The 25,235-nt window shown below is 63.2% G+C and carries 23 protein-coding genes, 1 pseudogene and 1 riboswitch; of the genes and pseudogenes, 3 read left to right on the plus strand and 21 right to left on the minus strand.

Annotation, left to right across the window (positions count from 1 at the left end; translation table 11 throughout):
- Positions 1-5: 5 nt before the first annotated feature.
- The 15 genes and pseudogenes from PYR64_RS10945 to PYR64_RS11015 all read right to left on the minus strand — a co-directional run bounded on the left by PYR64_RS10945 (position 6) and on the right by PYR64_RS11015 (position 10,869).
- Positions 6-854: a tyrosine-type recombinase/integrase gene (locus tag PYR64_RS10945; protein ID WP_275775160.1), complete on the minus strand. Its 849-nt coding sequence runs from the start codon at positions 852-854 to the stop codon at positions 6-8.
- A 517-nt stretch (positions 855-1,371) separates the two neighbouring features.
- Positions 1,372-2,055, minus strand: a pseudogene (locus tag PYR64_RS10950) (magnesium chelatase domain-containing protein); the annotation flags it as partial.
- Positions 2,056-2,421, minus strand: a complete 366-nt coding sequence (locus PYR64_RS10955; RefSeq protein ID WP_181423256.1) for a YraN family protein — start codon at positions 2,419-2,421, stop codon at positions 2,056-2,058.
- 110 nt (positions 2,422-2,531) lie between these two features.
- A complete protein-coding gene (locus PYR64_RS10960; protein ID WP_018776202.1) occupies positions 2,532-2,876 on the minus strand; it encodes a DUF2469 domain-containing protein in 345 nt (114 codons plus the stop codon).
- A 68-nt stretch (positions 2,877-2,944) separates the two neighbouring features.
- A complete protein-coding gene (locus PYR64_RS10965) occupies positions 2,945-3,679 on the minus strand; it encodes a ribonuclease HII (RefSeq protein WP_275775179.1) in 735 nt (244 codons plus the stop codon).
- Positions 3,679-4,494, minus strand: a complete 816-nt coding sequence (gene lepB, locus PYR64_RS10970; protein WP_039241891.1) for a signal peptidase I — start codon at positions 4,492-4,494, stop codon at positions 3,679-3,681. The genes PYR64_RS10965 and lepB (PYR64_RS10970) overlap by 1 nt, the downstream gene beginning before the upstream one ends.
- Positions 4,495-5,172 carry a signal peptidase I gene (gene lepB / locus PYR64_RS10975; RefSeq protein ID WP_275775183.1) on the minus strand — a complete coding sequence of 226 codons (678 nt, stop codon included), beginning with the start codon at positions 5,170-5,172 and terminating at the stop codon, positions 4,495-4,497.
- An 81-nt stretch (positions 5,173-5,253) separates the two neighbouring features.
- Entirely contained in the window at positions 5,254-5,607 is a 354-nt protein-coding gene (gene rplS / locus PYR64_RS10980; protein WP_014922079.1) for a 50S ribosomal protein L19, read from the minus strand.
- 264 nt (positions 5,608-5,871) lie between these two features.
- Complete coding sequence (trmD, locus tag PYR64_RS10985; RefSeq protein ID WP_275775193.1) at positions 5,872-6,672, minus strand: tRNA (guanosine(37)-N1)-methyltransferase TrmD; 801 nt, start codon at positions 6,670-6,672, stop codon at positions 5,872-5,874.
- Complete coding sequence (rimM, locus tag PYR64_RS10990) at positions 6,673-7,227, minus strand: ribosome maturation factor RimM (protein WP_018776207.1); 555 nt, start codon at positions 7,225-7,227, stop codon at positions 6,673-6,675. It abuts the gene before it with no gap.
- Positions 7,228-7,356: 129 nt separating this feature from the next.
- Positions 7,357-7,599 (minus strand): RNA-binding protein, encoded by a 243-nt coding sequence (locus PYR64_RS10995; RefSeq protein ID WP_011775119.1) that lies wholly within the window; start codon positions 7,597-7,599, stop codon positions 7,357-7,359.
- Between the two features lies 1 nt (position 7,600).
- On the minus strand, positions 7,601-8,023 hold the full coding sequence (gene rpsP, locus PYR64_RS11000; RefSeq protein ID WP_018776208.1) for a 30S ribosomal protein S16: 423 nt from the start codon (positions 8,021-8,023) through the stop codon (positions 7,601-7,603).
- A 237-nt stretch (positions 8,024-8,260) separates the two neighbouring features.
- The gene (locus PYR64_RS11005) at positions 8,261-8,698 is read right to left on the minus strand and encodes a hypothetical protein (RefSeq protein WP_018776209.1); all 438 of its coding nucleotides are present in this window, start codon (positions 8,696-8,698) and stop codon (positions 8,261-8,263) included.
- A 123-nt stretch (positions 8,699-8,821) separates the two neighbouring features.
- Positions 8,822-9,694 (minus strand): VOC family protein, encoded by an 873-nt coding sequence (locus tag PYR64_RS11010; RefSeq protein ID WP_275775200.1) that lies wholly within the window; start codon positions 9,692-9,694, stop codon positions 8,822-8,824.
- Positions 9,695-9,786: 92 nt separating this feature from the next.
- Positions 9,787-10,869: an amidohydrolase family protein gene (locus PYR64_RS11015; RefSeq protein ID WP_275775201.1), complete on the minus strand. Its 1,083-nt coding sequence runs from the start codon at positions 10,867-10,869 to the stop codon at positions 9,787-9,789.
- Positions 10,870-10,953: 84 nt separating this feature from the next.
- A riboswitch (TPP riboswitch) is annotated at positions 10,954-11,061 on the plus strand.
- Between PYR64_RS11015 and thiC the strand changes: the two genes are divergently transcribed.
- Complete coding sequence (gene thiC / locus PYR64_RS11020; protein WP_275775202.1) at positions 11,057-12,916, plus strand: phosphomethylpyrimidine synthase ThiC; 1,860 nt, start codon at positions 11,057-11,059, stop codon at positions 12,914-12,916. (Overlaps the previous riboswitch by 5 nt.)
- On the opposite strand, the gene PYR64_RS11025 is transcribed toward thiC, so the two are convergent.
- Together PYR64_RS11025 and ffh are read right to left on the minus strand one after the other, a co-directional pair.
- Positions 12,899-13,621 carry an alpha/beta hydrolase gene (locus PYR64_RS11025; protein ID WP_275775203.1) on the minus strand — a complete coding sequence of 241 codons (723 nt, stop codon included), beginning with the start codon at positions 13,619-13,621 and terminating at the stop codon, positions 12,899-12,901. The two genes, thiC and PYR64_RS11025, sit on opposite strands and share 18 nt — an antisense overlap.
- 64 nt (positions 13,622-13,685) lie before the next feature.
- Positions 13,686-15,266, minus strand: coding sequence for a signal recognition particle protein (ffh, locus tag PYR64_RS11030; protein ID WP_018776214.1), 1,581 nt, complete (start codon positions 15,264-15,266; stop codon positions 13,686-13,688).
- Positions 15,267-15,377: 111 nt separating this feature from the next.
- On the opposite strand from ffh, the gene PYR64_RS11035 reads away from it, so the two are divergent.
- Positions 15,378-16,778, plus strand: coding sequence for a glucose-6-phosphate dehydrogenase (locus tag PYR64_RS11035; RefSeq protein ID WP_275775204.1), 1,401 nt, complete (start codon positions 15,378-15,380; stop codon positions 16,776-16,778).
- Positions 16,779-16,878: 100 nt separating this feature from the next.
- Here PYR64_RS11035 and PYR64_RS11040 read toward each other — a convergent pair whose 3' ends face one another.
- Together PYR64_RS11040 and PYR64_RS11045 are read right to left on the minus strand one after the other, a co-directional pair.
- A complete protein-coding gene (locus PYR64_RS11040) occupies positions 16,879-17,217 on the minus strand; it encodes a P-II family nitrogen regulator (protein WP_017199639.1) in 339 nt (112 codons plus the stop codon).
- A complete protein-coding gene (locus PYR64_RS11045) occupies positions 17,214-18,545 on the minus strand; it encodes an ammonium transporter (RefSeq protein ID WP_064723400.1) in 1,332 nt (443 codons plus the stop codon). Before PYR64_RS11045 ends, PYR64_RS11040 begins: the two co-directional genes overlap by 4 nt.
- A 262-nt stretch (positions 18,546-18,807) precedes the next feature.
- Here PYR64_RS11045 and PYR64_RS11050 point away from each other — a divergent pair, with 262 nt between their 5' ends.
- Positions 18,808-20,028: an MFS transporter gene (locus tag PYR64_RS11050; protein ID WP_275775208.1), complete on the plus strand. Its 1,221-nt coding sequence runs from the start codon at positions 18,808-18,810 to the stop codon at positions 20,026-20,028.
- A gap of 96 nt (positions 20,029-20,124) precedes the next feature.
- On the opposite strand, the gene ftsY is transcribed toward PYR64_RS11050, so the two are convergent.
- The gene (ftsY, locus tag PYR64_RS11055; RefSeq protein WP_275775210.1) at positions 20,125-21,330 is read right to left on the minus strand and encodes a signal recognition particle-docking protein FtsY; all 1,206 of its coding nucleotides are present in this window, start codon (positions 21,328-21,330) and stop codon (positions 20,125-20,127) included.
- A 20-nt stretch (positions 21,331-21,350) separates the two neighbouring features.
- On the minus strand, positions 21,351-24,929 hold the full coding sequence (gene smc, locus PYR64_RS11060) for a chromosome segregation protein SMC (RefSeq protein ID WP_275775212.1): 3,579 nt from the start codon (positions 24,927-24,929) through the stop codon (positions 21,351-21,353).
- Positions 24,930-25,235 lie beyond the last annotated feature (306 nt).

Genomic DNA, 25,235 nt, shown 5'->3' on the forward strand with positions numbered 1-25,235 from the left:
CGGGCTTACGCCAGCGCCCGTGCGACGTCGTAGCTGGCTGATTTGAGCAGGTTGTTCCGCGCCCTGTCGTAACGCCTGGTGGTCCGCGGATCAGCGTGACCCATGCTGTCCTGCAAGGCGTGCAGCGAGGTTCCGCTGTCCAGGGCGATCGTGGCGAAGGTGTGCCGCAGGCTGTGCGGACTGATCTGGCCCTGTATTCCGGCTCTCCCAGCCAGCCGCTGTACGGTCCGGAATGCCTCTGAGCGGTTCCAGGGTTTCCCGGTGGCTGTGGTGAAGAGCGGAAGGCTCTGCGCCGGACCGTGGCCCAGAACCAGGTCAGCGCCGGAGGTGCCCAGGTAAGTATTCAGCGCAACCACCGCCGGCGCGGGCACGGCGACCTTGGCGGACTTGCCTCCCTTGCGCTGTATCCGAAGCGTGCGGTGTCCTGCGTCGTGGCCATAATCCGCGGTTCTCGCGTTGAGCGCTTCGCTGATGCGGACGCCGGTGAACACCAGCAGGTTTACCAGGGCGTTGGAACGGTGACTGTCCCTGTGAGCGACCGCCAGCAGTGCCCTCGCCTGGTCGCGGTTCAGCCCCTGGGTCGAACTGTGGTCTGCGTCCACATTTGGCCTGACCACGGTCGCCACCGGGTTCCGGTCCACGACGTCTTCAGCCAGTGCATACCGATAGAAGCTCGACACCGCAGCGAGCGTCCTGGCCACCGTCGAAAGTGCTCCCGTCAGGGTGTGCCGGTAGCCGTCCACATGCACCCGGCGCACCGTGAGCAGGTCCAGGTTCAGATCATCGAGCCAGAGACAGTACCCGGCAAGATTTCGGGTATAAGCAGCCAGCGTGTGCGGTGAACTCTGCGCCAACTGCCACGCCGCAATTATGTGGGCGTGTCTATCTGCGTTTCGAGACACGGCGGTGTTATAAGCGAGATCCATAATTGACCTTCTCACAAAATCCACAACATAAGCGACATTATGGTGTGGATTTGGAGCGTGTCGAGAAATCTCTAAAAAATCGCAAATTCATGGCCATTTCGTTTGACGGGATTTACGTTCTCTATGTGCGCGGTCTCGAGGCAATAGGAAAAACTGGAAAGTACGGTTGCTTTCCAGCTTCTCCGTCTCTATGCCGCGTCGGGCTCGTTAGTCCTCGCCATGACCAATCCGTGCCTCCGGAGACCGCAGTGCGACGGCTTAGGCCGCTGGCTTTCGTCTTCGCCTCGAGGTCCGCGCTCACCGCTCGTACGTCGCCCAAGGCGGGCCCGGGCAGCAACTCGGCCAGGCTCGGGCAGGCGCTGCTTCCACGATGAATGTCGCGCGCATGTTTGACGGCAAGTCGGCCCCCTCGTATGCCCTCACGCATACACGGTTAAAGACAGACCCCCGGCGGCCCCGTCAGCAGCATATGGTGTCCGCCGGCAGCAGCGACTTCCAACGCTTGCCGGGCTTCTTCCTGCCCCGAAACGTCGCAAAGGTCCGGCGCCACCGGCACTTCAACGGCGTCAATCTCCGGGACATCCTCGTCCATGGGATCGTAGTCCAGGGCGAGGTCCTTCGGGTCTGCGCCAAAATCATAGGCGAGCCGTGCCAGCGTCTTATAGCCTCGGACGTTCGCGCCGGGCACCAAAGCAGCCTCGGCAACATTCGCCTCCGCCACCACGATGTCCGGATACCCGGCTTGCACGGCAGCCATGACGGCGGGCAGCATTCCCCGGACCGGCCTCAGCCTGCCGTCCAGGCCAAGCTCGGCGATAAAGACTGTTCCATCGATGGAACGGATGTCCTCGGCAGCACGAAGCACTGCCATTGTGATGGCGAGGTCGAAGCCCGATCCCCGTTTAGGCAGTGACGCTGGGATCAGGTTGGCCGTGATCTTCCGGCGGCTCAAAGGTATTCCGGAGTTCTGCGCGGCTGATCGGATACGTTCCTTGGCCTCGTTCAAGGCGGCGTCAGGGAGCCCCAGGATCACAAAGTTCGGAAGCGTCTGCCCAATGTCGGCCTCCACTTCCACGATGTAACCGTTCAGGCCAACAAGGGCAACACAGTAGCTGCGACCCACCCCCACCTAGCCGACACCCCGCAGGTGCTCAAGCACAGGATCACCGACGCCGCCGTCCACCACCGAGACGACATCGACACGCTGACGCGACGCTTTGAACTCGTGGGTCCGGCACCAACAGGAAAGGAGCCGGTGTAAACGGGCGAGCTTTGCCGCTCCAACAGCTTCGAAGGGGTGCCCGTAGTCCAGGCTGCTCCGGGTTTTGACCTCGGCAACCACCAAGGTGTCACCGTCGATCGCGACGATGTCTATCTCACCCTCCGCACACCGCCAATTGCGATCAATGATCCGCATCCCCTGATCCGTCAGGAAATCCGCAGCCAATGCCTCGCCATTTTGGCCAAGCCGGTCTTTTGCTCTCATGACCATCACCTCCGCTGTCCAGCCTTCCGGCTGGAGGGGGTGAGCGGCAGGGGCTTAGGAGGCTATGTGCGTAAACCCGCCGGAATCAGCGCTGTGGAGGAACAGTGCAGTGAAGCAGGCTAGTTGCCAAGATCTCCGAGATCGCCCAGGCCGCCGTCCTTCGGCAAGGCCAGGTCTTCGCTGCGGGGCAGTTCCTCGACGTTGACGTCCTTGAAAGTAATCACGCGGACGTTCTTGACGAAACGGGCCGAACGGTAAACGTCCCAGACCCAAGCGTCCTGCAGGGTCAAATCGAAGTAAACTTCCCCGTCTGCGCTGCGGGCCTGGAGATCAACATGGTTGGCCAAATAGAACCGCCGCTCCGTCTCTACAACGTAGCTGAACAGACCGACTACATCCCGGTACTCACGGTAGAGCTGCAGCTCCATGTCGGTTTCATAGTTCTCAAGGTCCTCGGCACTCATGGTTCCATCTTTGCACCATCTGCAAGGTGCCATGCGCCAGACCTGCAACAGAAAGCTACAGGATTGCTCTACTCGGGGTCGGGCCCCGTCAGGTGCCAGCTGGTCCGGTGGTACGCGCTGGGACCATGCAGGCGGATGACATCCCTGTGTGCGGCGGTGGCATACCCCTTGTTCACGTTCCAGCCGTAAGCCGGCAGCTCGGAGTGAAGGTCCACCATGATGCGGTCACGAGCCACCTTGGCCAATACGCTGGCTGCAGCAACACTCAGGCAACTCATGTCCGCCTTTACCCTGGTGTGGACCGGTGCCTCGCAGCCGGCGCCCGCCGGGGCAGGATCAAAAAGAGATGCCTGGACCTCGGGTGAGAGCCAGTTATGGCTCCCATCCAACAGGACCAGGTCAGGCGTGACGCCGCCGTCCAGGATGTCACACCACGCACGCGTGCCGGCCAGGCGCAAAGCCGCAATAATGCCGATCTCGTCGATTTCCCGGGACGAGGCATGACCTACAGCTGACGCCAGGGCCCATTCACGGACCAGGGGTTCCAGTCTGTCCCTGTCCTCTGGTTTGAGGAGTTTACTGTCGCGGACATCGGCCAGCAGGCCGTGATCGGCAAGGTCGACCACTGTGATGCCAACGCTGACCGGGCCAGCCAAGGCTCCACGGCCCACCTCGTCGACACCGGCCAGCAAGCGCACCCCGGAGGACAGAAAGGAACGCTCAACGTCGAGGGTGGGAAAACCTGCCTGGGCCTTGGCCTTCGCCTTGGCGGGGGTCTTCTTCCGGGCTGTTGCGGTAGCCATTACTTCGCCGGGGTGCCTTGAGGGACATTACGGAAAACGTCCGGATAGTTATCGAGGACGGTCCACCGGTTGATCGGCCACGCGATGACGGTTGCCTTGCCTTCGACGTCCTCTATGTTGACGAATCCACCGTTGACTTCCTGGTGGGCCCGCGAGTCAGCCGAGTGGTTGCGGTTATCGCCCATAACCCACACTTTACCTTCCGGCACGACGACGTCGAACGACTGCGGGGAAGGCAGTTCCGCGGGGTTGATATAGCTTTCATTGAGCGCGACGCCGTTGACGCTGACGCGGCCTTGGGCGTCACAGCACGTGACATGATCGCCCGGCAGTCCGATGACGCGCTTCACCAGGTGCTGCTCGCTGGCATCCGGAGCCAAGCCCACGAACTCGAGCGTGTCCCCTACCCAGTCCATGGGGCCGGCGGGTTTCTGTGCCACGGGCGGCAGCCAGGCCTGCGTGTCCTTGAAGACCACGACGTCTCCCCGCGAAAGGTCAAAGGGTCCGGGAACGAGCAAATTGATGAAGATGCGGTCGTAAACGTCCAGGGTGCTCTCCATGGACTCCGAGGGAATGTAGAAAGCCTTGAAGAGGAAGGTTTTCAGCAGGAAGGACAACACCAGTGCAATGGCCACGACAGTGGCGATTTCCTTGATCCACACCAGGGCAGGATTCTTGCGGGGCTTCTTTTGATCCTCTTCAGGCTCTGCTGCACCAGCATCCGGCTCCGCTACACCAGCGGCACTTGCCGTTCCGTCCGGGAGCCGCGAGTCGTCGTCGTACCGCTCGGGGTTCCCAGGAGCTTTGTCCGGCATCTACTGTCCGTTCTTCGATGGTGTTTCGGCCTGCGTGGAGCGAGGCATCTCTGCAAATCTATCAAGTGGCCAGATGATCTGGACCGGCCGGCCGATAACCCGGTCCATCGGAACCATTCCTCCGCCGGGCGCACCCAGCAAGCCACGGGAGTCAGCAGACCGCGAGCGATGGTCGCCCATCAACCAGAGCCGGTCCGGAGGCACCACGACGTCGAACTTCTGCTTGCTGGGTTCGTCTCCCGGGTACAGATAGGGTTCCTCAAGTACCTGACCGTTCACTGTGAGGCGGCCGCCGGTATCACAACACTGGACATGGTCACCCGGCACCCCGATGACCCTCTTGACGTATGTGGTGTCGCTGCCCGTCAGCCCGAACCACTGGGCTGCTGCAGAGGCGGCGTCAACGAATGGACCGCGCCCGCTGCTCAGCGGAGCAAACGAACCCCGCCCATCAAAGACCACAACATCGCCCCGGCGGATCGGCTCGGCACTGAAGTCGGTCCGCGATACCAGGATCCGGTCGCCCGTCATCAGGAGCGGCTCCATGGATTCCGAGGGAATGTAGTAGACATCAAGCCACAGGGAACGGACCAATCCGCTGATGGCGATCGCGAGGACCAGTGCGAGCAAAACAAAACGCCAGCCCTGTTTCCGGGGCTGGCGTTCTGATGTGTCCATGACTCGTATCCCTGTTGCGTTGCGGATTGCTCCGGATACAACCGGGCACGAATCCTGGACCCGTTGCGTAAGTCGCAGGACTTACTTGGCGAAGTCGCGCTTTTCCTTGATCTTCGCAGCCTTACCGCGCAGTGCGCGCATGTAGTAAAGCTTGGCGCGGCGGACGTCACCCTTGGTGACGACCTCGATCTTGTCGATGATCGGGGAGTGTACCGGGAAGGTACGCTCTACGCCGACACCGAAGGAAACCTTGCGCACGGTGAAGGTTTCGCGAACGCCGTCGCCCTGGCGGCCAAGGACGAAGCCCTGGAAAACCTGGACACGGGAGTTCTTGCCTTCGATGATGTTGACGTGAACCTTGAGGGTGTCACCCGCGCGGAACTCAGGAACATCGTTACGCAGCGAGGCTGCATCTACGCTATCGAGGATATGCATTAATCCACTCCTGGTGAACGCCACAGGTCATTCACTTTGGGTTACGGCGAACAAGCCCGCAGCCCGAAGGCCTACCGGAAATCTCCGCCGAAGTTTTATTAGTGTCCGGTTCCGCCACTGATTGGCGTCACCGGGTTGTCCGACTGTTGGCTGAACTCCCCCTGTGGCAGGTGTCAGCCCAGCAGACACAAGGGTTAATTCTGCCATAAGCGCAGCCATCCAGCCAACTGGCGGGACTGGAACTCCCGACGGCGGCGGGCAGCGCTAGTTGGCGGCGTCGCCGCCATGCCTGGCCTGCAGGCGTCCATCCACCACGTCATAGCCGAGTTCCGCCAGCGCGTTGCGGTCGGCGCGGCTCAAAGCACCGGCGTCGAAATCCGCCAAGAGGTCAGGCCGGCGCTCTGCGGTGCGGCGGAACTGCTCGTGGCGGCGCCACTGGGCAATTTTTCCGTGGTTGCCGCTGAGCAGGATTTCCGGAACATCGTGGTTCCGCCACGACGAGGGCTTGGTGTAGACGGGATACTCCAGGAGGCCGTCGGAGTGCGACTCCTCGATCAGGGATTCCGGGTTTCCGACCACCCCGGGAAGCAGGCGACCGATTGCCTCAACCATGGCAAGGACAGCTACCTCGCCACCATTGAGAACGTAGTCCCCGAGGCTGACGGGGCGCACCGTGAAGTGGTCCCGGGCCCAGTCCATGACGCGTTCGTCGATGCCTTCGTATCGGCCGCAGGCGAAGACCAGCTGCTCTTCTTCAGCGAGTTCGTAGGCCAGCGCCTGGTTGAAGCGTTGTCCTGCCGGTGACGGAACGATCAATACGGGCTTGGCACCTTCGTGCGCAGGCGCCAGCGACTCAAGGGCCTGGGCCCAGGGTTCAGGCTTCATGACCATCCCGGCGCCGCCGCCGTACGGGGTATCGTCCACCGTCCGGTGCTTGTCGGTGGTGAAGCTGCGGAGATCGTGGACGTTGAGCTCCAGCAATCCGTCCTGCCGGGCCTTGCCTATCAGGGAGAGCTCAAGGGGGGCCAGGTATTCGGGGAAAATACTGACGACATCAATCCTCATTCAGGCGTCATCCCCCGCAGCATCCTTTGCGTCGTCAGAGGAGTCGTCATTGAGCTCAAAGAGTCCCGCAGGCGGGGTGATGAGGACGTATCCGTCCTCAATGTTGACCTCGGGAACGATTTCATCCACGAAGGGAACAAGGATTTCCTTTCCCTCGTCCGTGGTGATTGTCAGCAGGTCCTGGACAGGCAACGTCGTCAGCGCTGCCACCTTGCCCACGACTTGGGATCCAACGCGCGCTTCCAACCCAACGAGTTCGTGTTCGTACCAGCCCTCGTCGTCGTCTTCGTCGTCGAGTTCCTCGGTTTCGATGTACAGCTTGGCGCCGCGGATGGCCTCGGCGGCATTTCGGTCCGCGATCTCCTCGAATCCGAGCAGCAGGATGTCCTTGTTCCACCTGGCACTGCGGACGGTCAGGGGTCCGGCGGACGCCGGCTCCACGACGAACTCGGTTCCGGCGACGAAGCGCTCTGCGGGTGCGTCAGTGAGTACCTGCACCGTTACCTCGCCGCGAATGCCATGGGGTTTACCGATCCGGGCCACCTGGAGCTGCATGGGTTCCTCTGAATTCCTGTTGTTCCGCGCCGCCGGGCAGCCACGGTGTGAAGTGTTGGACAAAGCAATCCGGCCCCTCCACCATATTCGGTGAAGGGGCCGGATCTAAGACAAGCAGTGCTGAGCGCGTTACCGGCGGCGGTCGGTGTCGACGACGTCGACCCTGACCTGCTCGCCACCAGCCAAGGCGGCAACCACAGTGCGCAGTGCGCGTGCGGTCCGTCCTTGACGGCCGATCACCCGTCCGAGGTCCTCCTGGTGAACGCGCACCTCAAGGGATTCCCCGCGGCGGTTGTTCTTGGCACTGACCTTGACATCCTCAGGGCTGTCAACGATCCCACGAACCAAGTGCTCGAGCGCTTCTGCCAGCAACTTACTCAGCCTCGGTGGTCTCTGCTTCAGCCTCGGCCGGAGCCTCGGCAGCGTCGTCCTTCTTGGCCTTCTTGGTGATGGCTTCCGGGATGATGACGGAACCCTTCTCCGGTGCTACGAAAGCTTCCTTGGGAGCTTTCGTCTTCAGGGTGCCTTCCTGGCCCGGGAGGCCCTTGAACTTCTGCCAGTCACCGGTGATCTTGAGGATCGCAGCAACCTGCTCAGTCGGCTGGGCGCCAACGGAAAGCCAGTACTGGGCGCGCTCGGAAGCGACCTCGATGTACGACGGCTCTTCGGTGGGGTGGTACTTGCCGATTTCTTCAATGGCACGGCCATCGCGCTTGGCGCGGGCATCCATGACGACAATGCGGTAGTACGGTGCGCGCATCTTACCGAAGCGCTTAAGGCGAATCTTTACGGCCACTTTTGTGGTCACTCCTGTTTCTGAAACGGGGTTGAACCCGACGTTTTGCACCCGTGGGGCGGGCCATACTAGACGGTTCGAAGGACAAGATACGAGCACGGAGAGAGGGGCCGCACCGATCGAGTACCTGTCTATTGTGCCAGATGCCCGGGTAGATTACGACTCAAGCCCTCCGGGTCGGTGAGTTCTTGGTCACACCAAGGCCCGGTCAGTGCCCGGACCCAGCCCGAGAGGTGGCTATTCGGACCAGACGTAAAGCCCGGCGCGCTCCGTTTTTTCCACGTCCGTGGCCAGAGCGGCAAGTTGCTGAACGTACTGCCGGGACTGGGCGGCGTCGAACGGCATGTCTTCTTGCTCCGCCCAGGCGGAAGCAACGTCATCCAGGACATTGGCTTCACCTTCGCTCTCATACGTGAGCAATTCGGCCAAGGCCCTCACCATCGCTTCGGGAACGCCAAGCAGCGCGTCACTGGTGACGTCCACCAGCGCGAGTTCGTAGTCAGCGCCTGCAGCATGGACGGCCTGGCCGGCGAGGTCGCCCAGTTGTTCCACCTCGAAGTCCGTTATGCCGTTGATGCGGACTGCAGGGCCTGCGGCATCGGCACCTTTACCCAGGGCTGCCGCCCGCTTGAGTGCTTCGTCGTGGGTGGCTACAAAAATTTCGGCAAAGCCCATGGAAAGTACTCTCAATCCTTCGTGCTGACGGGACGTCCGGCGCAGGCCCGCCAGGGTCCCGAACCGTCACTGCCCAGCCTAGTGCAGCATGGGGCACCGACGGGCACTCCGGCGGGATGCCGTCTAGCGAACAGCCACCCGCAGCTTGTTCCGCCACGGATCTTCGAACTGCAGTTCAGCGCCGGTGTGATGGTTCTGCACCCCGGCAACGCGCAAACGGTCCGCCAAGGCCCCGACATCCTCGCTGGATGGAACCTCGATCAACACTTCCCCCAGCCCAAGAGTGTCCTTGCGAGGGCCGGCACCCCGGCTGTTCCAGACATTCATGGCCATGTGGTGGTGATAGCCGCCGGCGGATACGAACAGTGCTTGGCCGTGCCAGCCCGCGGTACGCTCGAAGCCCAGGGTCCCGACGTAGAAGTCCTGGGCGGTGGCGACGTCACCCACCTGAAGGTGGACGTGCCCGACACCGGCCGCTGCCTGATGCTGGCCCGTGACGGCTTCTTCGCTCAGGTGCTGCTGAAGGAAACGTTGCGGCGGGAGGGCCACGTTGTCCATGACGACGTTCTTGCCGTCCCACTGCCAGGTTTCACGGGGCTTGTCGTAGTAAAGCTCGATGCCGTTGCCTTCCGGGTCGGTGAAGTAGAACGCTTCGCTGACCAGGTGGTCTGCGCTGCCCACGAACGCCCGGGGTTCGTATCCGGCAGCGGTGGCGATGGTGGCCGCCAGTGAGGGCTGATCCTGGAACAGTACGGCGGTGTGGAACAACCCGGCTTCCCCCCGCCCCGGAATCTGGAGCCCCGAAGCCGGCGCCAAGTGAACCACGGGCTTGCCTGCCCGACCCAGGTAGAGGCCGCCGTCCTGTTCGGCCACGACCACAAGGCCCAAAGCACGCTGGTAGTAGTCACTCATGACTTTCATGTCGCCGACCTTGAGCATGACAGTGCCCATGGCGAGGTCGGCAGGAAGAAGGTCCTGTGCGGATGATGTGGACATGTGAAGCTCCCCGTGTTGTAGTGTCCGCCTTTCGGCAGGTTCTACTTCTCTAAATTACTTGAAGCTTCAATTTATTCCCAGCCATTTGACACTCATCCCATGAGTTCACCGCGAAGGACCACGTGCTTGAGCCCGGATACCGTCCGTAGGTCGTGCCGGGGATCGTCATGGCAGAGAACGACGTCGGCACTGGCGCCTTCGCTGATGGCGTCGGCTCCCAGCCACTTGCGGGCGCCCCACGCAGCGGCATCCAGGACCGCGGCGGGCGGCAGGCCGGCGTCGTGCAGTTCATGCATTTCGTCCGCGATGCGGCCGTGCTTGATCACGCTGCCCGCATCCGTTCCCGCGTAGATCGCCACCCCGGCCTCGAAAGCCTCAAGGACCCGCTCACGCCGGCGCTCCCACAACCGCGTCATGTGGTCCGCGTACCCGGGGAACTTTGGCGCCGCCTGGGCGGCGATCTCCGGAAAGGTCGCAATGTTCACCAACGTGGGAACGATCGGCACTGACTGCTCCACCAGCCGTGGGATGTGCCGGGGCAGAAGGCCAGTGGCATGTTCGATGCAGTCGATGTTGGCATCCAGCATGTCGTCGATTGTGTCCTCCGCAAAGCAGTGCGCCGTGACCCTGGCACCTTCCTCGTGGGCGGCAGCTACGGCGTCCTTGACCAGCTTTGCCGGAAAAGAGGGCGCCAGGTCGCCAATGCCCCGGTCGATCCAGTCGCCTACGAGCTTCACCCAACCGTCGCCGTCGCGGGCCTCCTTACGGACGGTCTCCACCAGCTGTTCCGGTTCAATCTCATGGCCCAATCCGCGCAGGTACCGACGGCTTCGGGCGATGTGGCGGCCGGACCTGATAAGGCGGGGCAAGTCCGTCCGCGGCTGCACCCAACGTGTGTCGCTGGGAGATCCGCAGTCGCGGATCAGCAGGGTTCCCGAAGCGAGGTCGGCCTGGGCCTGCGCGAGGGTGGTGGCGTCGTCCACGGCCCCACCGGCGCCCAAGCCGATATGGCAGTGGGCATCCACGAAACCCGGCAGGACCCAACCGTCCAGTACCTTGTCGGGAGGGGACGACGGCTTTTCAAACGTCAGCGCTCCCCCAACAGACCACATTCCTTGGCGCACGTCATCTGCCGCCACGAGCACGGGTCCGCTGAATTCAATGATGTTGGCCATGGCAAAAGCCTAATCCGCAGCGGGGCGGCAGGCTTCGGCGGACTGATGTGACTGGGCGCCCCCTGCCAGCTGTGGTAGCTTCGTCTACGACCACACGGGGGCCCTTGCAGGGGCTGAGATCGGGCTGAGGCAGCCTGCGACCGTTGAACCTGTCCGGGTAATGCCGGCGAAGGAAGTGAGTAATCCTTTGAGCACCACCAAAACACAGCACAGCCCTGCCCAAAACGAGTCCAGCCCTGCCCAAAACGAGCCTGTTACGCAGTCCCTGAGGTCCCATTCGCTGGCATGGCTTGAAGACCATGACGCCGGAATCCGCGTCCCCGTGACGGAAATCGCGCTGGAGCCCTCCCCCAATGGCCAAGCCAACGCACCACTGCAGGTGTACCGGACGGCAGGCCCGGGCAGCGATCCCGTCGTGGGCCTGGAACCGTTCCGGGCCGCATGGATCGAGTCCCGCGGCGACACTGAGGCCTATTCCGGCCGCGAACGGAACCTGCTCGACGACGGCAAGTCGGCTGTTCGCCGCGGGGCCGCCTCAGCCGAGTGGAAGGGCGCGCAACCGGTGCCACGCCGCGCCGCCGAGGGTAAGACCGTCACCCAGATGCACTACGCACGGCAAGGCCTGGTGACGCCTGAGATGCGCTTCGTGGCGCTGCGCGAGAATTGCGATGTCGAACTGGTCCGCAGCGAGGTCGCCGCCGGCCGCGCGATCATTCCCAACAACATCAACCACCCCGAATCCGAGCCCATGATTATCGGCAAGGCCTTCCTGGTGAAGATCAACGCCAACATCGGCAATTCGGCCGTCACCAGTTCAATTGCCGAAGAAGTGGACAAGCTTCAGTGGGCTACGCAGTGGGGCGCGGACACCGTCATGGACTTGTCAACCGGCGACGACATCCACACCACCCGCGAGTGGCTGATCCGCAACTCCCCTGTTCCGATCGGCACCGTTCCCATCTACCAGGCGCTGGAAAAGGTCAATGGAGAAGCCAACAAGCTCACGTGGGAAATCTTCCGTGACACAGTGATCGAACAGTGCGAGCAAGGCGTGGACTACATGACGATCCATGCCGGTGTACTGCTCAGGTACGTACCGCTGACCGCCAACCGCGTGACAGGCATAGTTTCCCGTGGCGGGTCCATCATGGCGGGGTGGTGCCTGGCCCACCACCAGGAGAACTTCCTGTACACGCACTTCGACGAGTTGTGCGAAATTTTTGCCAAGTACGACGTCGCGTTTTCCCTCGGCGACGGCCTGCGTCCCGGCGCTACCGCTGACGCCAACGACGCCGCACAATTCGCGGAACTGGACACCCTGGCCGAACTCACACAGCGCGCCTGGGAATTCGACGTGCAGGTGATGGTGGAAGGTCCCGGGCATATCCCGTTCCACCTGGTCCGCGAAAATGTGGAACGGCAGCAGGAACTCTGCAAAGGGGCACCGTTCTACACCCTGGGTCCGCTGGTAACCGACGTCGCCCCCGGCTACGACCACATCACCTCAGCCATCGGTGCCACGGAGATCGCCCGCTACGGTACGGCCATGCTCTGCTACGTCACGCCTAAGGAACACCTGGGCCTACCCAACAAAGACGATGTCAAAACAGGGGTGATCACGTATAAGATCGCGGCGCATGCGGCGGACCTTGCCAAGGAGCACCCCGGCGCACATGAGCGCGACGACGCACTTTCCAAGGCGCGCTTCGAGTTCCGGTGGAGGGACCAGTTTGCCCTGTCCCTCGATCCTGTGACGGCCGAGTCGTTCCACGATGAAACGCTGCCGGCCGAACCCGCCAAAACGGCGCACTTCTGCTCAATGTGCGGACCCAAGTTCTGTTCCATGCGCATCAGCCAGGACATCCGCGACGAATACGGTTCAGCAGAATCCCAAGCGGCGATCGCAGGAATGTACAGCGGGATGCGGGAAAAAAGTGCGGAGTTCCTCGCCTCCGGTGGAAAGGTCTACCTGCCGGAGCTCCAGGTGGCCTCCGCACGGACGCCGGAGCCGATCGATGGGACCACGCAGTCAGGAAGCCTGAACTGACCTGGCCCGTCCCACCTCTGCGACGAACGAGCGGATGATGTGATCGCCGTCGGGTGAGTCCTGGGGCCGGTGCCCGCCTGCTGCCACACGGCGGAGGGCACCGGTCTCCTGGAGGTACGCGGCGATTTCCTCGTACAGCGGCTCCCAACCACCCGTAAGAACCAGGGTGGGAACACCAGGAACAATGTGCAGTGGAGCTTCCCACGGCGGAGCTTGGAGCCGGAGCCTGCGGGCAGAACGCCGGGCCTCGGGAGAGTCGAGCCCTCCCGTTTCGGCGGAAAACGCGCGGAGGAAATACTCACGCTGGTAATCGGCGTCGTTGAGCTGGCCCCGCACCTCAAACAGCGGTTCCATCAGCGCCCGATATGAAGCGGTAGCGGCAAGCTCAGCAGTCAGGGACAAACAGGCGGGCTCCACCAAGGAAAGCGAATGCACAAGATCAGGGCGCTCAACGGCCGCCAACATGGCGGAGATCGCGCCTTGCTCGTGCGCTACGACGTGGCCGCCCCCTGAATCAGCCAAGGCACCAATCACGATGGCGACGTCGGCAGCGACGTTGGATTCCGCCGGGTCCGCGACCGGATCAAAACCGTGCCTCCGGAGAAAAAGTGCATCATAGCCAAGCGCCATGCCGTGCTGCTTCGGCCAGGCCGCAGCACCAAAACTGCCCAGGCCGTGAAGGAAGACTACGCGCTGCTTATGCATTGGTTCAGCCTATTCGACGGCTCTGACATCCCGGCTCCGACGCGGGGCCGGGATGTCGGCACGGTTATTTACCGAGGAACTTGTCGAAACCCTTGGGAAGGTTGAGCGAGGACGGGTCGAAGTCCGCTGCGCCCTGGCCGAAGGCCGCGCCTGTGGGAGCCGCCGAGGCCGCATTGGCCCGCTTGGCTTCTGCGTCACGCAGTTCCTGGGCAGCCTTGGCCGGGTTGCCCGACCGCGCCTTCTTCTTGGGCGCGTTCTTCCCGTTCTTGCGTCCTCCACCGGGACCACCGAGGCCGGGCATTCCGGGCATGCCCGGCATGCCGCCGCCCTGGGCCAGCTTCTTCATCATCTTCTGGGCCTGGGCGAAACGCTCCAGCAGGCCGTTGACCTCGGAAACATGGACACCTGAACCCTTGGCGATACGGGCGCGGCGTGAGCCGTTGATGATCTTGGGAGCCACACGCTCGTGCGGGGTCATGGAACGGACGATCGCTTCGACGCGGTCGATCTCTTTTTCGTCGAAGTTCTCAAGCTGCTGGCGGATGTTCTGCGCACCCGGCATCATCATGAGCATCTTCTTCATGGAGCCCATGTTGCGGATCTGCTGCATCTGGGCCAGGAAGTCGTCAAGGGTGAAGTCTTCCTGGTCGGCGAATTTCTTCGCCATCCGGGCTGCTTCGTCCTTGTCCCACGCCTTCTCAGCCTGTTCGATCAGGGTAAGTACGTCACCCATGTCCAGGATGCGGGAAGCCATCCGGTCCGGGTGGAAGAGTTCGAAATCGTCAAGGCCTTCGCCCGTTGACGCGAACATGACTGGCTTACCGGTGACCGACGCAACGGAAAGTGCGGCACCACCGCGGGCGTCGCCGTCGAGCTTCGAAAGCACGATGCCGGTGAAGTTGACGCCTTCATCGAACGCCATCGCCGTGTTGACGGCGTCCTGGCCGATCATGGAGTCGATGACAAAAAGGACTTCGTTGGGAATGATCGCCTGGCGGATGCGACGGGCCTGGTCCATCATCTCGGCGTCCACGCCGAGGCGGCCGGCGGTGTCCACGATCACGACGTCGTGAAGCTTCTGGCGGGCTTCCTCGACGCCGGCCTTGGCTACGGCAACCGGGTCACCGGCGGGGTGCTCAAGTTCGGAGGTGGCACCCGGGTGCGGGGCGAACACCGGGACACCGGCGCGCTGGCCAACTACCTGGAGCTGGGTCACTGCATTAGGGCGCTGAAGGTCGCACGCCACCAGCATGGGGCTGTGGCCCTGGGCCTTGAGCCACTTGGAAAGCTTGCCTGCGAGGGTGGTCTTACCGGCACCCTGAAGGCCGGCCAGCATGATGATGGTGGGGCCGGTTTTGGCCAGACGGATGCGGCGCGTCTCGCCGCCGAGGATCTCTTTGAGTTCCTCATTGACGATCTTGACGATCTGCTGGCTCGGGTTCAGCGCTCCCGAAACCTCGGCACCCAGGGCGCGTTCACGGATGCGGCCTGTGAACTCGCGGACCACGGACACGGCGACGTCCGCGTCCAGGAGGGCACGGCGGATCTCCCGGACGGTGGCATCGACGTCAGCCTCGGTGAGGCGGCCCTTGCCACGGAGGTTCTTGAAGGTTGCTGTCAACCGGTCAGAGAGTGAATTGAACACGCGCCGCGCACTTCTTTCGATGGTCTACGAATGGTGGCCGGTCCGGCGTTAACCACGGGACTCGACTATCTAGGGTACCAAGTCACGCTGGCAAGGTGGCATGCTGGCACAGTGACCAGTAAAACAACTGTAAAAACGTTGCTCATCCTCGGCGCGTCCGGGGACCTGACAGGCAGGCTGCTCCTGCCCGGACTAGCCGGACTCCTGGCTGCCGGCCGTGCCCCCGGACTGAGGCTGGTGGGCGCCGGTTCGGACCCGTGGTCACCGGATCAATGGCAGGAACGGGTCAAGGGCGCCTTCGAGGCGGCGTCGGAGTCCGCCGATACTGCCGGACGCGCGGCTTTGGCCGCAGTTGCCGAAAGTACCGAATACCACCAGGTGGATGTGACAGCGGATGGCCCCTTGGCCGAACTGCTGGCGCAGCTGGAGGGGCCGGTCGCCGTGTACTTTGCACTGCCTCCGCACGTCAGCCAGAAGGCCTGCGAAATACTGCGGCGTGAGCAGGTGCCGGACGGCACGCGCCTGGTGATGGAGAAGCCCTTCGGCTCGGGCACTGAATCAGCGCGTGAATTGAACAAGACCCTGGCGGCCCTGGTGCCCGAGGACCACATCCACCGCGTGGACCACTTCCTGGGCAAGGCGACAGTCCTGAATATCCTGGGCCTACGCTTCGCCAACAGATTCCTGGAACCCGTCTGGAACCGTGAGCACGTCGAAAAGGTGGAAATCGTCTTCGACGAAGACCTGGCCCTCGAAGAACGGGCGCGTTACTACGACGCTGCCGGCGCCCTGCGTGACATGATCCAAAGCCATCTCCTGCACATCATGGCTTTCCTGGCCATCGATGCCCCGGCCACCATCGAAGAACGCGATCTCCGTGACGCTGTGGCAACCGTGCTGCGCGCCAGCAGCATCAAAGCCCCCTTCGAGGCCTCCACACGGCGGGCCAGGTACACCGCCGGAACCCTCGGCGAACGTACAGTCCCCGACTACGCCGCTGAACAAGGCGTGGATCCCGGCCGAAACACCGAAACCCTGGCCGAAGTCCAGGTGGACATTGATAACTGGCGGTGGAAGGGCGTCCCGTTCATCCTCCGGTCCGGAAAAGCCATGGGAGAACGCCGGAAGGAAGCTGTCATCACCTTCCGGCCGGTTCCCCAGCTGCCGGTGGGCTTTACGGGGGTGGACTCCCCCAACCAACTACGGATTGGTTTCGGGCCGGACACCTTGGAGCTCCATGTCGATGTCAACGGGCCCGGAAACATCTTCACGCTGGACCGCGCGACCCTCATGGCAGAACTGAGCGCAGCGGGAATGCTGCCCTACGGTGAAGTCCTGGAAGGAATCCTCACCGGCGATCCCCTGCTGTCCGTCCGCGGCGACACCGCCGAAGACTGCTGGCGGATCATCGAGCCGGTCCTGCAGGCCTGGGCGGACGGCGAGGTGCCGCTGGAAGAATACGACGCCGGGAGCACCGGCCCCGCAGCGTGGCCCACCGCCGTCGAGGACTAAAGCCAGCTGCAACGCACAGCGGGCCGGGTACCTTGACTGGTACCCGGCCCGCTTGTTGCATGTCCTGGACTGTATTCCGTCCGGGCTTTGCAGCTGTGTCCTAGATTGCGGCCGCGCCCCGTTCGCCGGTGCGAACCCGGACGGCTTCGTAAACGTCCACCGTCCACACCTTGCCGTCACCGGCACGACCGGTGTTCGAGCTTGCGATGAGGACATCGAGGATGTCGTCCGCCTGTTCGTCGGTCGCGAGAACCTCGATCCGGATCTTGGGCAGCAGGTCCACGTTGTACTCAGCTCCGCGGTATACCTCGGTATAGCCGCGCTGCCGGCCATAACCACTGGCCGCGCTGACCGTCAGGCCCTGGACTCCGTAGGCTTCGAGGCCTTCACGGACCGCTTCAAGCTTTTCGGGACGAACGATCGCTGTGATGAGCTTCATGCCTGGACACTCTCCTTGCCCTCTGCGGGTGCCTTGGTTGCGGTGCTTTCCGACTTGCCGGTCATGGCCTCGTGCAGCGGCTGGAAGCTGCCACCGTGGCCGTTGACGCCGAACTCGTAGGCCGTCTCAGCGTGAAGGCTGAGATCGACGCCGACGCTCTCCTGTTCGGTGGAGACCCGGAAGCCCATGGTCTTGTGGATGGCGAAGGCGATGATGGCGGTCATGATGGCCGAGAAGACAATGGCTACACCGGCTGCTGCGAGCTGTGCCCACAGTTGGGTGAAACCGCCACCGTAGAACAGGCCGCCGGCCGTGACGCCTTCGCTCGGAGTCGCGATGAAGCCGATTGCCACGGTACCGATGATGCCGGACACCAAGTGCACGCCGACCACATCAAGGGAGTCATCGAAGCCCCAGCGGAACTTCAGGCCTACGGCAAGGGCGGAGGCAACACCGGCAACCACACCGAGGCCGAGGGCACCTACGGGGCTCACGTTTGCACATGCCGGAGTGATGGCAACCAGGCCGGCAACCACACCGGATGCTGCGCCGAGCGAGGTCGGGTGGCCATCGCGGATCCGTTCGGTGACGAGCCAACCAATCATGGCAGCGGCAGGAGCGGCGAGGGTGTTGATCCAGATCAGGCCGGCCTGCTCAGCCGAGGCTGCTGCACCGCCGTTGAAGCCGAACCAGCCGAACCACAGGATTGCCGCACCCAGCATGACGAACGGGATGTTGTGCGGGCGGTGGTTCGGATCCTTGCCGAAGCCCCGACGGTTGCCAATGATGAGGACGAGAACAAGCGCAGCAACACCGGCATTGATGTGCACCACTGTGCCGCCGGCGAAGTCGATGGCCGGGCCAAGAGCCTTTCCGATCTCGCCTTCAGGACCAAACAGTCCTCCACCCCACACCATGTAGGCCAAGGGGGCGTAGACGAGCGTGACCCAGACGGGCACGAAGAGGCTCCAGGCGCCAAACTTGGCGCGGTCCGCAATCGCACCACTGATGAGGGCCACCGTGATGATGGCGAAGGTTGCAGCGTAGCCGACCTTGATCAGACCGTCGGGTGTACTGATACCTTCGAGGCCGAAGGTGGCGAACGGGTTTCCGACGATTTCCAGGAATCCTTCGCCGGAGCTCATTGACGAGCCCCACAGCACCCATACAACACCGACGATACCGATGGAGATGAAGCTCATCATCATCATGTTCAGGGCTGCTTTGGCGCGTGTCATGCCGCCGTAGAAAAATGCCAGACCAGGTGTCATGAACAGCACAAGCGCCGCCGCCACCATGACCCATACGTGACCTGCGGTAAGTTCCATGGTGCACGTTCCTCTCTTGCTAGATCTGCGGTTCAACCGCTGTCCTGACGCCTTTTGCGTCCTGCTTAAGAGTTTTGTGCCGCCGTGTTTCACCTGCGCTGGATTTATATTGCGGGCCGGTTACAACAACCTCCCCAACGTAAATGGTGCATATCTCCGATGTTACGGATATGTTTCAGGCGTCAGACTTCACAGGAATTGCCCAGCTCAACCCCGTCGCAGCGCAGAAGTGCCAAAAACCCACCAGAAGGACCAGCCCCGAATGACCCAGTCGTCCCGATCCACCAAAGTTCCAAGGATCCGGCAGGAAAAGGCGCCCTTGCCTCGGGACATCAAGGTGATGTTGGCTGCCGCCTTCCTGATCGCCTTGGGATTCGGGCTGGTCGCTCCCGTTCTGCCGCAATTCGCCACGACCTTCGACGTTGGTGCCACCGCGGCTGCCGTGATCGTGAGCATCTTCGCTTTCATGCGGCTGGTCTTCGCACCGGCGGGCGGGGCCTTAATCGGACGGTTCGGGGAACGGAACGTGTACGTCTCCGGCCTTTTGATCGTTGCCGTTTCCACTGCGGCCTGCGCGTTTGCCCAGGACTACTGGCAGCTGCTGATCTTCCGCGGACTCGGCGGGGCCGGCTCGGTGATGTTTACCGTTGCGGCCATGGGTCTGCTCATCCGGCTCGCACCGCCGGAACGGCGTGGCAGGGTATCCGGCGCCTATGCTTCGGCGTTCCTGATTGGCAGCGTCCTAGGGCCGGTGGTGGGTGGCTTGCTGGCAGGTTTCGGGCTGAGGGTTCCCTTCCTGGCCTATGCCGGAGCGCTCCTTGTTGCTGCCCTGGTGGTCCGGACAATGCTCCGAGGTGACGGCAATGCCGCCCAGGAGGCGGGACCGGCACCCGCAATGGCTTTGAAAGAGGCGCTGTCCGACTCCGCCTACCGCGCCGCGGTTTTTTCCACCTTCGGCAACGGCTGGGTGACGTTCGGCGTCCGCATGGCTACCATTCCGCTCTTTGCTGTGGCCGTCCTGGATTCACGTCCGGAAACCGCTGCGTGGGCACTGGCCGTGTTCGCCGTCGGAAATGCCCTTGCCCTGACGTTCTCCGGCCGCCTGGCAGATGCCTGGGGACGAAAACGCCTGCTGATCCCGGGCCTGGTCATCACTGGACTGGCCACAGGGCTCATCGGCCTCACCACGGATCTGGCTGCCTTCTTCATCGCCTCCGCCATAGCAGGCTTCGGCTCCGGCTTGCTGGGGCCGGCGCAGCAGGCCGCCGTCGCCGATGTCATTGGAAGGGGACGCTCGGGCGGCAAGGTGCTTGCCGTCTTCCAGATGGCTGCCGATACTGGCGCAATCATCGGCCCGGTGGTTGCCGGCCTGATCGCCGACCGCTTGGGCTATGGCTGGGCGTTCGGCCTGACGGGTGCGGTGCTGTTGCTCACCGCGGCAGCGTGGCTGCCCGCAAGGGAACCCCTTACACCCAGGAACTGACCGGCGGCCGAGGTTGCCCGGTTTCGAGTCAACCACTGCTGCCGGCCAGTCCAGTGGGAGTTCTGTTTGGCTGGAGCTCTTCAGCTATTTCGCTGTTTAGTTGAGCAGTGCGTCAACGAAACTTTCCGCTTCGAAGGGTGCAAGGTCGTCCGGGCCTTCACCCAGGCCGATCAGCTTCACCGGAACGCCGAGGGACTTCTGGATGGCGACAACGATGCCGCCCTTGGCCGTGCCGTCGAGCTTGGTCAGCACGATGCCGGTGATGTTGACCACTTCAGCAAAAACCCGTGCCTGGTTGAGTCCGTTCTGGCCGGTAGTGGCGTCCAGTACCAGCAGGACCTCGTCCACCTCCGCCAGCTTCTCGATGACCCGCTTCACCTTGCCCAGCTCATCCATGAGGCCGGTCTTGTTTTGCAGGCGTCCTGCCGTGTCCACCATGACAACATCGACCTCCTGGTCGATGCCTGCCTTCACGGCCTCGTAGGCAACCGAGGCAGGGTCCGCGCCGTCGATGTCGGACTTGACCGTGGGCACACCCACGCGCTGTCCCCACGTGGCCAACTGCTCAGCCGCGGCGGCACGGAAGGTGTCAGCAGCACCGAGCAGCACGTCCTTGTCTTCGGCCACCAGGACACGCGCCAGCTTGCCCACGGTGGTGGTCTTGCCGACGCCGTTCACACCGACAACAAGCACGACGGCGGGACGGTCGCCTTTGCGTTCGACGTTCAGTGAACGGTCCATCCCGGGATCAACCAGCTTGATGAGCTCTTCCCTGAGCATCGCCTTGACGTCTTCGGGGCTGCGGGTGCCCAGGACTTTGACACGCTCACGCAATGCATCAACCAACTGCATGGTGGGCTCGGTGCCGAGATCGGCCAGGAGAAGGGTTTCCTCCACCTCATCCCAGACGTTCTCATCGATCTTGTCGCCGGACAGCAAGGCCAGCAGGCCCTTGCCGAGGATGTTGTTGGACTTGACCAGGCGGGCGCGCAGGCGGGTCAGGCGCCCTTCGACCGGCGCCGGGGTGTCGATGGCGATGGTTTCGAGCCCTGCGGCGTCGTCCGAAACATCCGTGCCTTCGACTGTTCCGTCAAAGGTCGGGGCCGGTGCCTTAGCCGCATCCGGGCGGTCCTCCACAAGGGTTCCGCCGCCTGCTGCCGACGACTGCAAAGGATCGTTCGCATCTCGCGTTCCGGGGTATTTTGCGCCCGATTTGCGGGCCTTCATCAATACCGGCACGAGTCCGCCGACCACTACGAGCGCAGCGAGAATGGACAGAATTATGGGTAGGAAATCGTTCACTCCCCTACCTTCTCATAAAGCTAAGCCCCGGCACCGAGCCTCTGGCTGATGACGGTTGACACGCCATCACCGCGCATCGTCACACCGTAGAGGGCATCGGCCACTTCCATGGTGCGCTTTTGGTGGGTGATCACGATGAGCTGGCTGGACTCCCGCAATTCTTCAAAGATGGTGATGAGCCGGCCCAGGTTGGTGTCATCCAGCGCCGCTTCGACTTCGTCCATGACATAGAACGGTGAAGGCCTCGCCTTGAAGATGGCAACCAGCAGTGCGACAGCAGTCAGGGAGCGCTCACCACCTGAAAGCAGTGAAAGCCTCTTGATCTTCTTCCCGGCGGGACGGGCCTCTACCTCGATGCCCGTGGTCAACATGTCATCCGGATCAGTAAGAACCAGCTTTCCCTCGCCACCGGGGAAGAGCCTGGCAAAGACGTGGTCGAACTGGGCTGAGGTGTCCGCGAAAGCTTCCGTGAAGACCTGCTGGACGCGTTTGTCCACCTCTTTGATGATGTCCAGCAGGTCTTTCCGGCTGGACTTGAGATCTTCCAACTGCGAGCTCAGGAACTGGTGCCGCTCCTCCAGGGCTGCAAACTCCTCGAGCGCCAGCGGGTTCACTTTGCCCAGGGCTGCCAGCTCGCGCTCGGCCTTCTTCAGCCGCTTCTCCTGCTCCGCCCGGACAAAGGGAACACCTTCCACCACAGGTTCGCCGTTTTCGTCGACGGGGGCCCGCAGTTCGGCCCATTTGTCCGTGGTGGATCCGGCGGGAAGCGGAACCGGCCGGTCCGGGCCGTAGTCGGCAATGAGCTGCTCAGCGGAAAGTCCCAGTTCCTCGATGGCCCGGCTTTCCAAGGCCTCGATCCGCAGCCGCTGTTGTGTCCGTGCCATCTCATCCCGATGCACCGAATCGGTCAGTTCGGCAAGCTCGCGTGCCAGGGCCTCGTTGCCCGAGCGGACGTCCGAAAGCTCTTTTTCAAGGAGTTCGCGTTTCTGCTCGGCCTGGTCCCGTTCATCGGCAGCCACCTCCACCGAGACGTCCACGTAGCGCAGAGTCTGTTCGACCGCCGAAACAACAGCGGCAGCACGCTGGGCCTGTGCCCTGCGACGCTGGGCCCGTCGTGCAGCCTCCTCACGCGCACGGCGTTCGGTGGCTGCAGCCCGCTCCAGGGAGGCAGCCCGGTTGCTGACCGCGCCCAGTTGCTCTTCGGCAGTGCGAAGCGCCAGCCTGGCTTCCGTCTCCAGGGCGCGGGCCGTCCTCGCCTCAGCGGCAAGTTCATCCCGCTGGTCGGTGGAGGGTTCTTCGTCAGGGACTTCCTGGGCGGCAGCAAGGCGCTCGGCAGCAACTTCCAGATCCAGCTGCGCCTCCGCAATATTTGCTTCAGCCTTGGCCATGGAGGCCGCCAGACGATCACTTTCGCCCACTGCGCTGCGCAGAACAGAATTCAGGTGGCCCAGGCGTTCGGCGACAGCAGCAAGCCGCGCGTCGGATTCATGCAGTCTTTCCAGTGCTGCATCGGCACGGTCCTGCGCTTCGGCGCGGCGGGCCTGGGCCCCGGCGAGGGCGAAACGGCCACGCTCCAGCCGGGCGGTGACCTCATGAAGGCGGGCATCGGCGTCGTCCACTGCGGCCTGGACTTCAAGAAGCGATGGTGCGGTGGCTGAGCCGCCAAGGACAGTCACGGCGGTAAAAACGTCACCGTCGGTGGTGACTGCCTTCACTTCAGGGTGGTCCGCGACCAGCGCCGCCGCCGTGCGGAGGTCATCGACCACGACGGTATTGGCCAGGAGTCCGAGGGCACCGTGGCCCGCCGGGTCGGCTATTTTTACGACGTCGACAGCCCGGCGGCATCCCGCAGGCAGTTCGACGGCGGTCCGGGCGTCGTCTTCTTCGGCGAAACCGCCGGCCAAGAGCAACGCCGCACGACCGGCGTCGTCCTTCTTCAACAGACCCAAGGCCGCAACGGCAGCGTCGGCACCGGCAACCACCAGGGCATCCGAGGCGCTGCCCAGGGCCGCGGCAATGGCGGCCTCGCAGCCGGGCTCGATGCTGATCAAACCCGCCAGCGGACCGAGTACTCCTTCGGTCGTCAGCAGGTGCCCGGAGCCATCTTTGCGGTTGAGTCCGAGCTGAAGTGCATCCCGCCGGGCCGTCAGGGCGTCCCGCTCACGGACTGCCTCCCGCTCGGAAGCCTTGAGTTCTTCAATTTCAGCAAGTACTCCGTCCAGCGCCGCGCTTGCTTCCTCGTATTCGGCATCCAGGCTTTCCTCGCCGTCCTCGACGCCGGCTACTTGCGCTTCAAGGGCGGCGAACTCGCTTTGCGCCTTTCTACGCCGCTCATCTCCGGCCCCCAGCGACTCCCGCAACCTGCCGCGCTCGGCCTCGGCTGCCTCTGCCCGGGACCGTGCGGCAGCAAGCTGGCCGGCGAGACGGGCAAGCCCCTCGCGGCGGTCGGCTGCAGCTCGCAACATGACTGTGAGGCGTTTGTCTTCGGCGGCTGCGAGTGCTTCGGCTGCGTCCTTGGCGACGGTGGCTTCAAGCAGTGCGGCCTGTTTTGCCAGGATGTCGTGTTCCAGGGCTGCTTGTTCCTCGCGGACCCTGGCGGCCTGGCGCTCGAGGTGTTCCGGATCGCGCCCCGATTCGGGTGCGGTTTCGGAGGAGCCCAGCAGGCGCCGCCGTTCAGCGGCCAGCGAACCCAGCGAACGCAGACGCTCCCTGCCGGCGGAGAGCTGGTACCAGGTATCGCGGGCGGCGTTGAGGCGGGGGGTTGCTTCTGCGGCGTGCTGTTCCAGCTCTGCTTGCCGTCGCCGTCCCACGCCCAGCCCGGCTTCGACTACCTGGCGGCGTTGCTTGAGCGCGGCTTCGTCGGCGACGTCCTGTTCCAGGGTGGTTGTCAGTTGTACGAGGTCGTCGGCAAGGAGACGGGCGCGGGCGTCGCGTACGTCGAACTGGACGGTTTGGGCGCGGCGGGCGATTTCGGCCTGTTTCCCCAAGGGGGTCAGTTGCCGACGGATTTCGGCGGTGAGGTCACTGAGCCGTGACAGGTTGGCCTGCATGGCCTCCAGCTTGCGCACTGTTTTTTCTTTGCGCCGCCGGTGCTTGAGGATGCCTGCGGCTTCTTCGATGAAGCCCCGGCGGTCCTCGGGCGTAGCGTGCAGGACGCGGTCCAGTTGGCCTTGGCCAACAATCACGTGCATTTCCCGGCCGAGACCGGAATCCGAGAGGAGTTCCTGGATGTCCAGCAGCCGGCACGGCGCACCGTTGATGGCGTATTCGGAACCACCGGTGCGAAAGAGGGTGCGGGAAATGGTTACTTCGCTGTACTCGATGGGAAGCGCGTTGTCCGCGTTGTCGATGGTCAACGACACATGTGCCCTGCCAAGTGGCGGGCGGCCCGAGGTTCCGGCGAAGATGACGTCTTCCATTTTTCCGCCGCGCAGTGTTTTTGCGCCCTGCTCGCCCATGACCCAGGCCAGCGCGTCCACCACGTTGGATTTGCCGGATCCATTGGGACCGACGACGGCAGTGACGCCGGGCTCGAAGTCGAACGTCGTGGCCGACGCAAACGACTTGAATCCGCGGACGGTCAAACTTTTCAAATGCAAGGCGCTTCGGTTCTCCTGGGTGGCCCGGGTGTTTGTGTCCCACTAAATCTACTGCCGTTTACGTGAAATCCGCGGATCTGCAGCGGGAAAGCCTTGCGGCAGGGATGCCGCACCCCTACACTCCTGCCAAGGGTTACTTGGTGGATTCGTTCCGGTGATCCGGCCTCGGCTTGAACTTCTGTTCGGCTTTGGCTGGATCCGGTCCCGTAGTAGGAACGCCTGTCCACAAGGCACCGTGGTTTTCCATAACTGAAGATCTTGGTTTGACCCTGGCTGGGGAGCGGCAAGCAGGGGCTGCGTGAAGAC

Origin of the sequence: Paenarthrobacter sp. Y-19, from assembly GCF_029223985.1 — a bacterium.
GTDB classification, from domain to species: domain Bacteria; phylum Actinomycetota; class Actinomycetes; order Actinomycetales; family Micrococcaceae; genus Arthrobacter; species Arthrobacter nicotinovorans.

Coding starts and splice junctions, on each gene's coding strand:
- PYR64_RS10960 (WP_018776202.1), bottom strand. CDS start 2,876: ATGAGTGCCGAGGACCTTGAGAACTATGAAACCGACATGGAGCTGCAG.
- PYR64_RS10965 (WP_275775179.1), bottom strand. CDS start 3,679: ATGGCTACCGCAACAGCCCGGAAGAAGACCCCCGCCAAGGCGAAGGCC.
- lepB (WP_039241891.1), bottom strand. CDS start 4,494: ATGCCGGACAAAGCTCCTGGGAACCCCGAGCGGTACGACGACGACTCG.
- lepB (WP_275775183.1), bottom strand. CDS start 5,172: ATGGACACATCAGAACGCCAGCCCCGGAAACAGGGCTGGCGTTTTGTT.
- rplS (WP_014922079.1), bottom strand. CDS start 5,607: ATGCATATCCTCGATAGCGTAGATGCAGCCTCGCTGCGTAACGATGTT.
- trmD (WP_275775193.1), bottom strand. CDS start 6,672: ATGAGGATTGATGTCGTCAGTATTTTCCCCGAATACCTGGCCCCCCTT.
- rimM (WP_018776207.1), bottom strand. CDS start 7,227: ATGCAGCTCCAGGTGGCCCGGATCGGTAAACCCCATGGCATTCGCGGC.
- PYR64_RS11005 (WP_018776209.1), bottom strand. CDS start 8,698: ATGGGCTTTGCCGAAATTTTTGTAGCCACCCACGACGAAGCACTCAAG.
- PYR64_RS11010 (WP_275775200.1), bottom strand. CDS start 9,694: ATGTCCACATCATCCGCACAGGACCTTCTTCCTGCCGACCTCGCCATG.
- PYR64_RS11015 (WP_275775201.1), bottom strand. CDS start 10,869: ATGGCCAACATCATTGAATTCAGCGGACCCGTGCTCGTGGCGGCAGAT.
- PYR64_RS11025 (WP_275775203.1), bottom strand. CDS start 13,621: ATGCATAAGCAGCGCGTAGTCTTCCTTCACGGCCTGGGCAGTTTTGGT.
- PYR64_RS11040 (WP_017199639.1), bottom strand. CDS start 17,217: ATGAAGCTCATCACAGCGATCGTTCGTCCCGAAAAGCTTGAAGCGGTC.
- PYR64_RS11045 (WP_064723400.1), bottom strand. CDS start 18,545: ATGGAACTTACCGCAGGTCACGTATGGGTCATGGTGGCGGCGGCGCTT.
- PYR64_RS11050 (WP_275775208.1), top strand. CDS start 18,808: ATGACCCAGTCGTCCCGATCCACCAAAGTTCCAAGGATCCGGCAGGAA.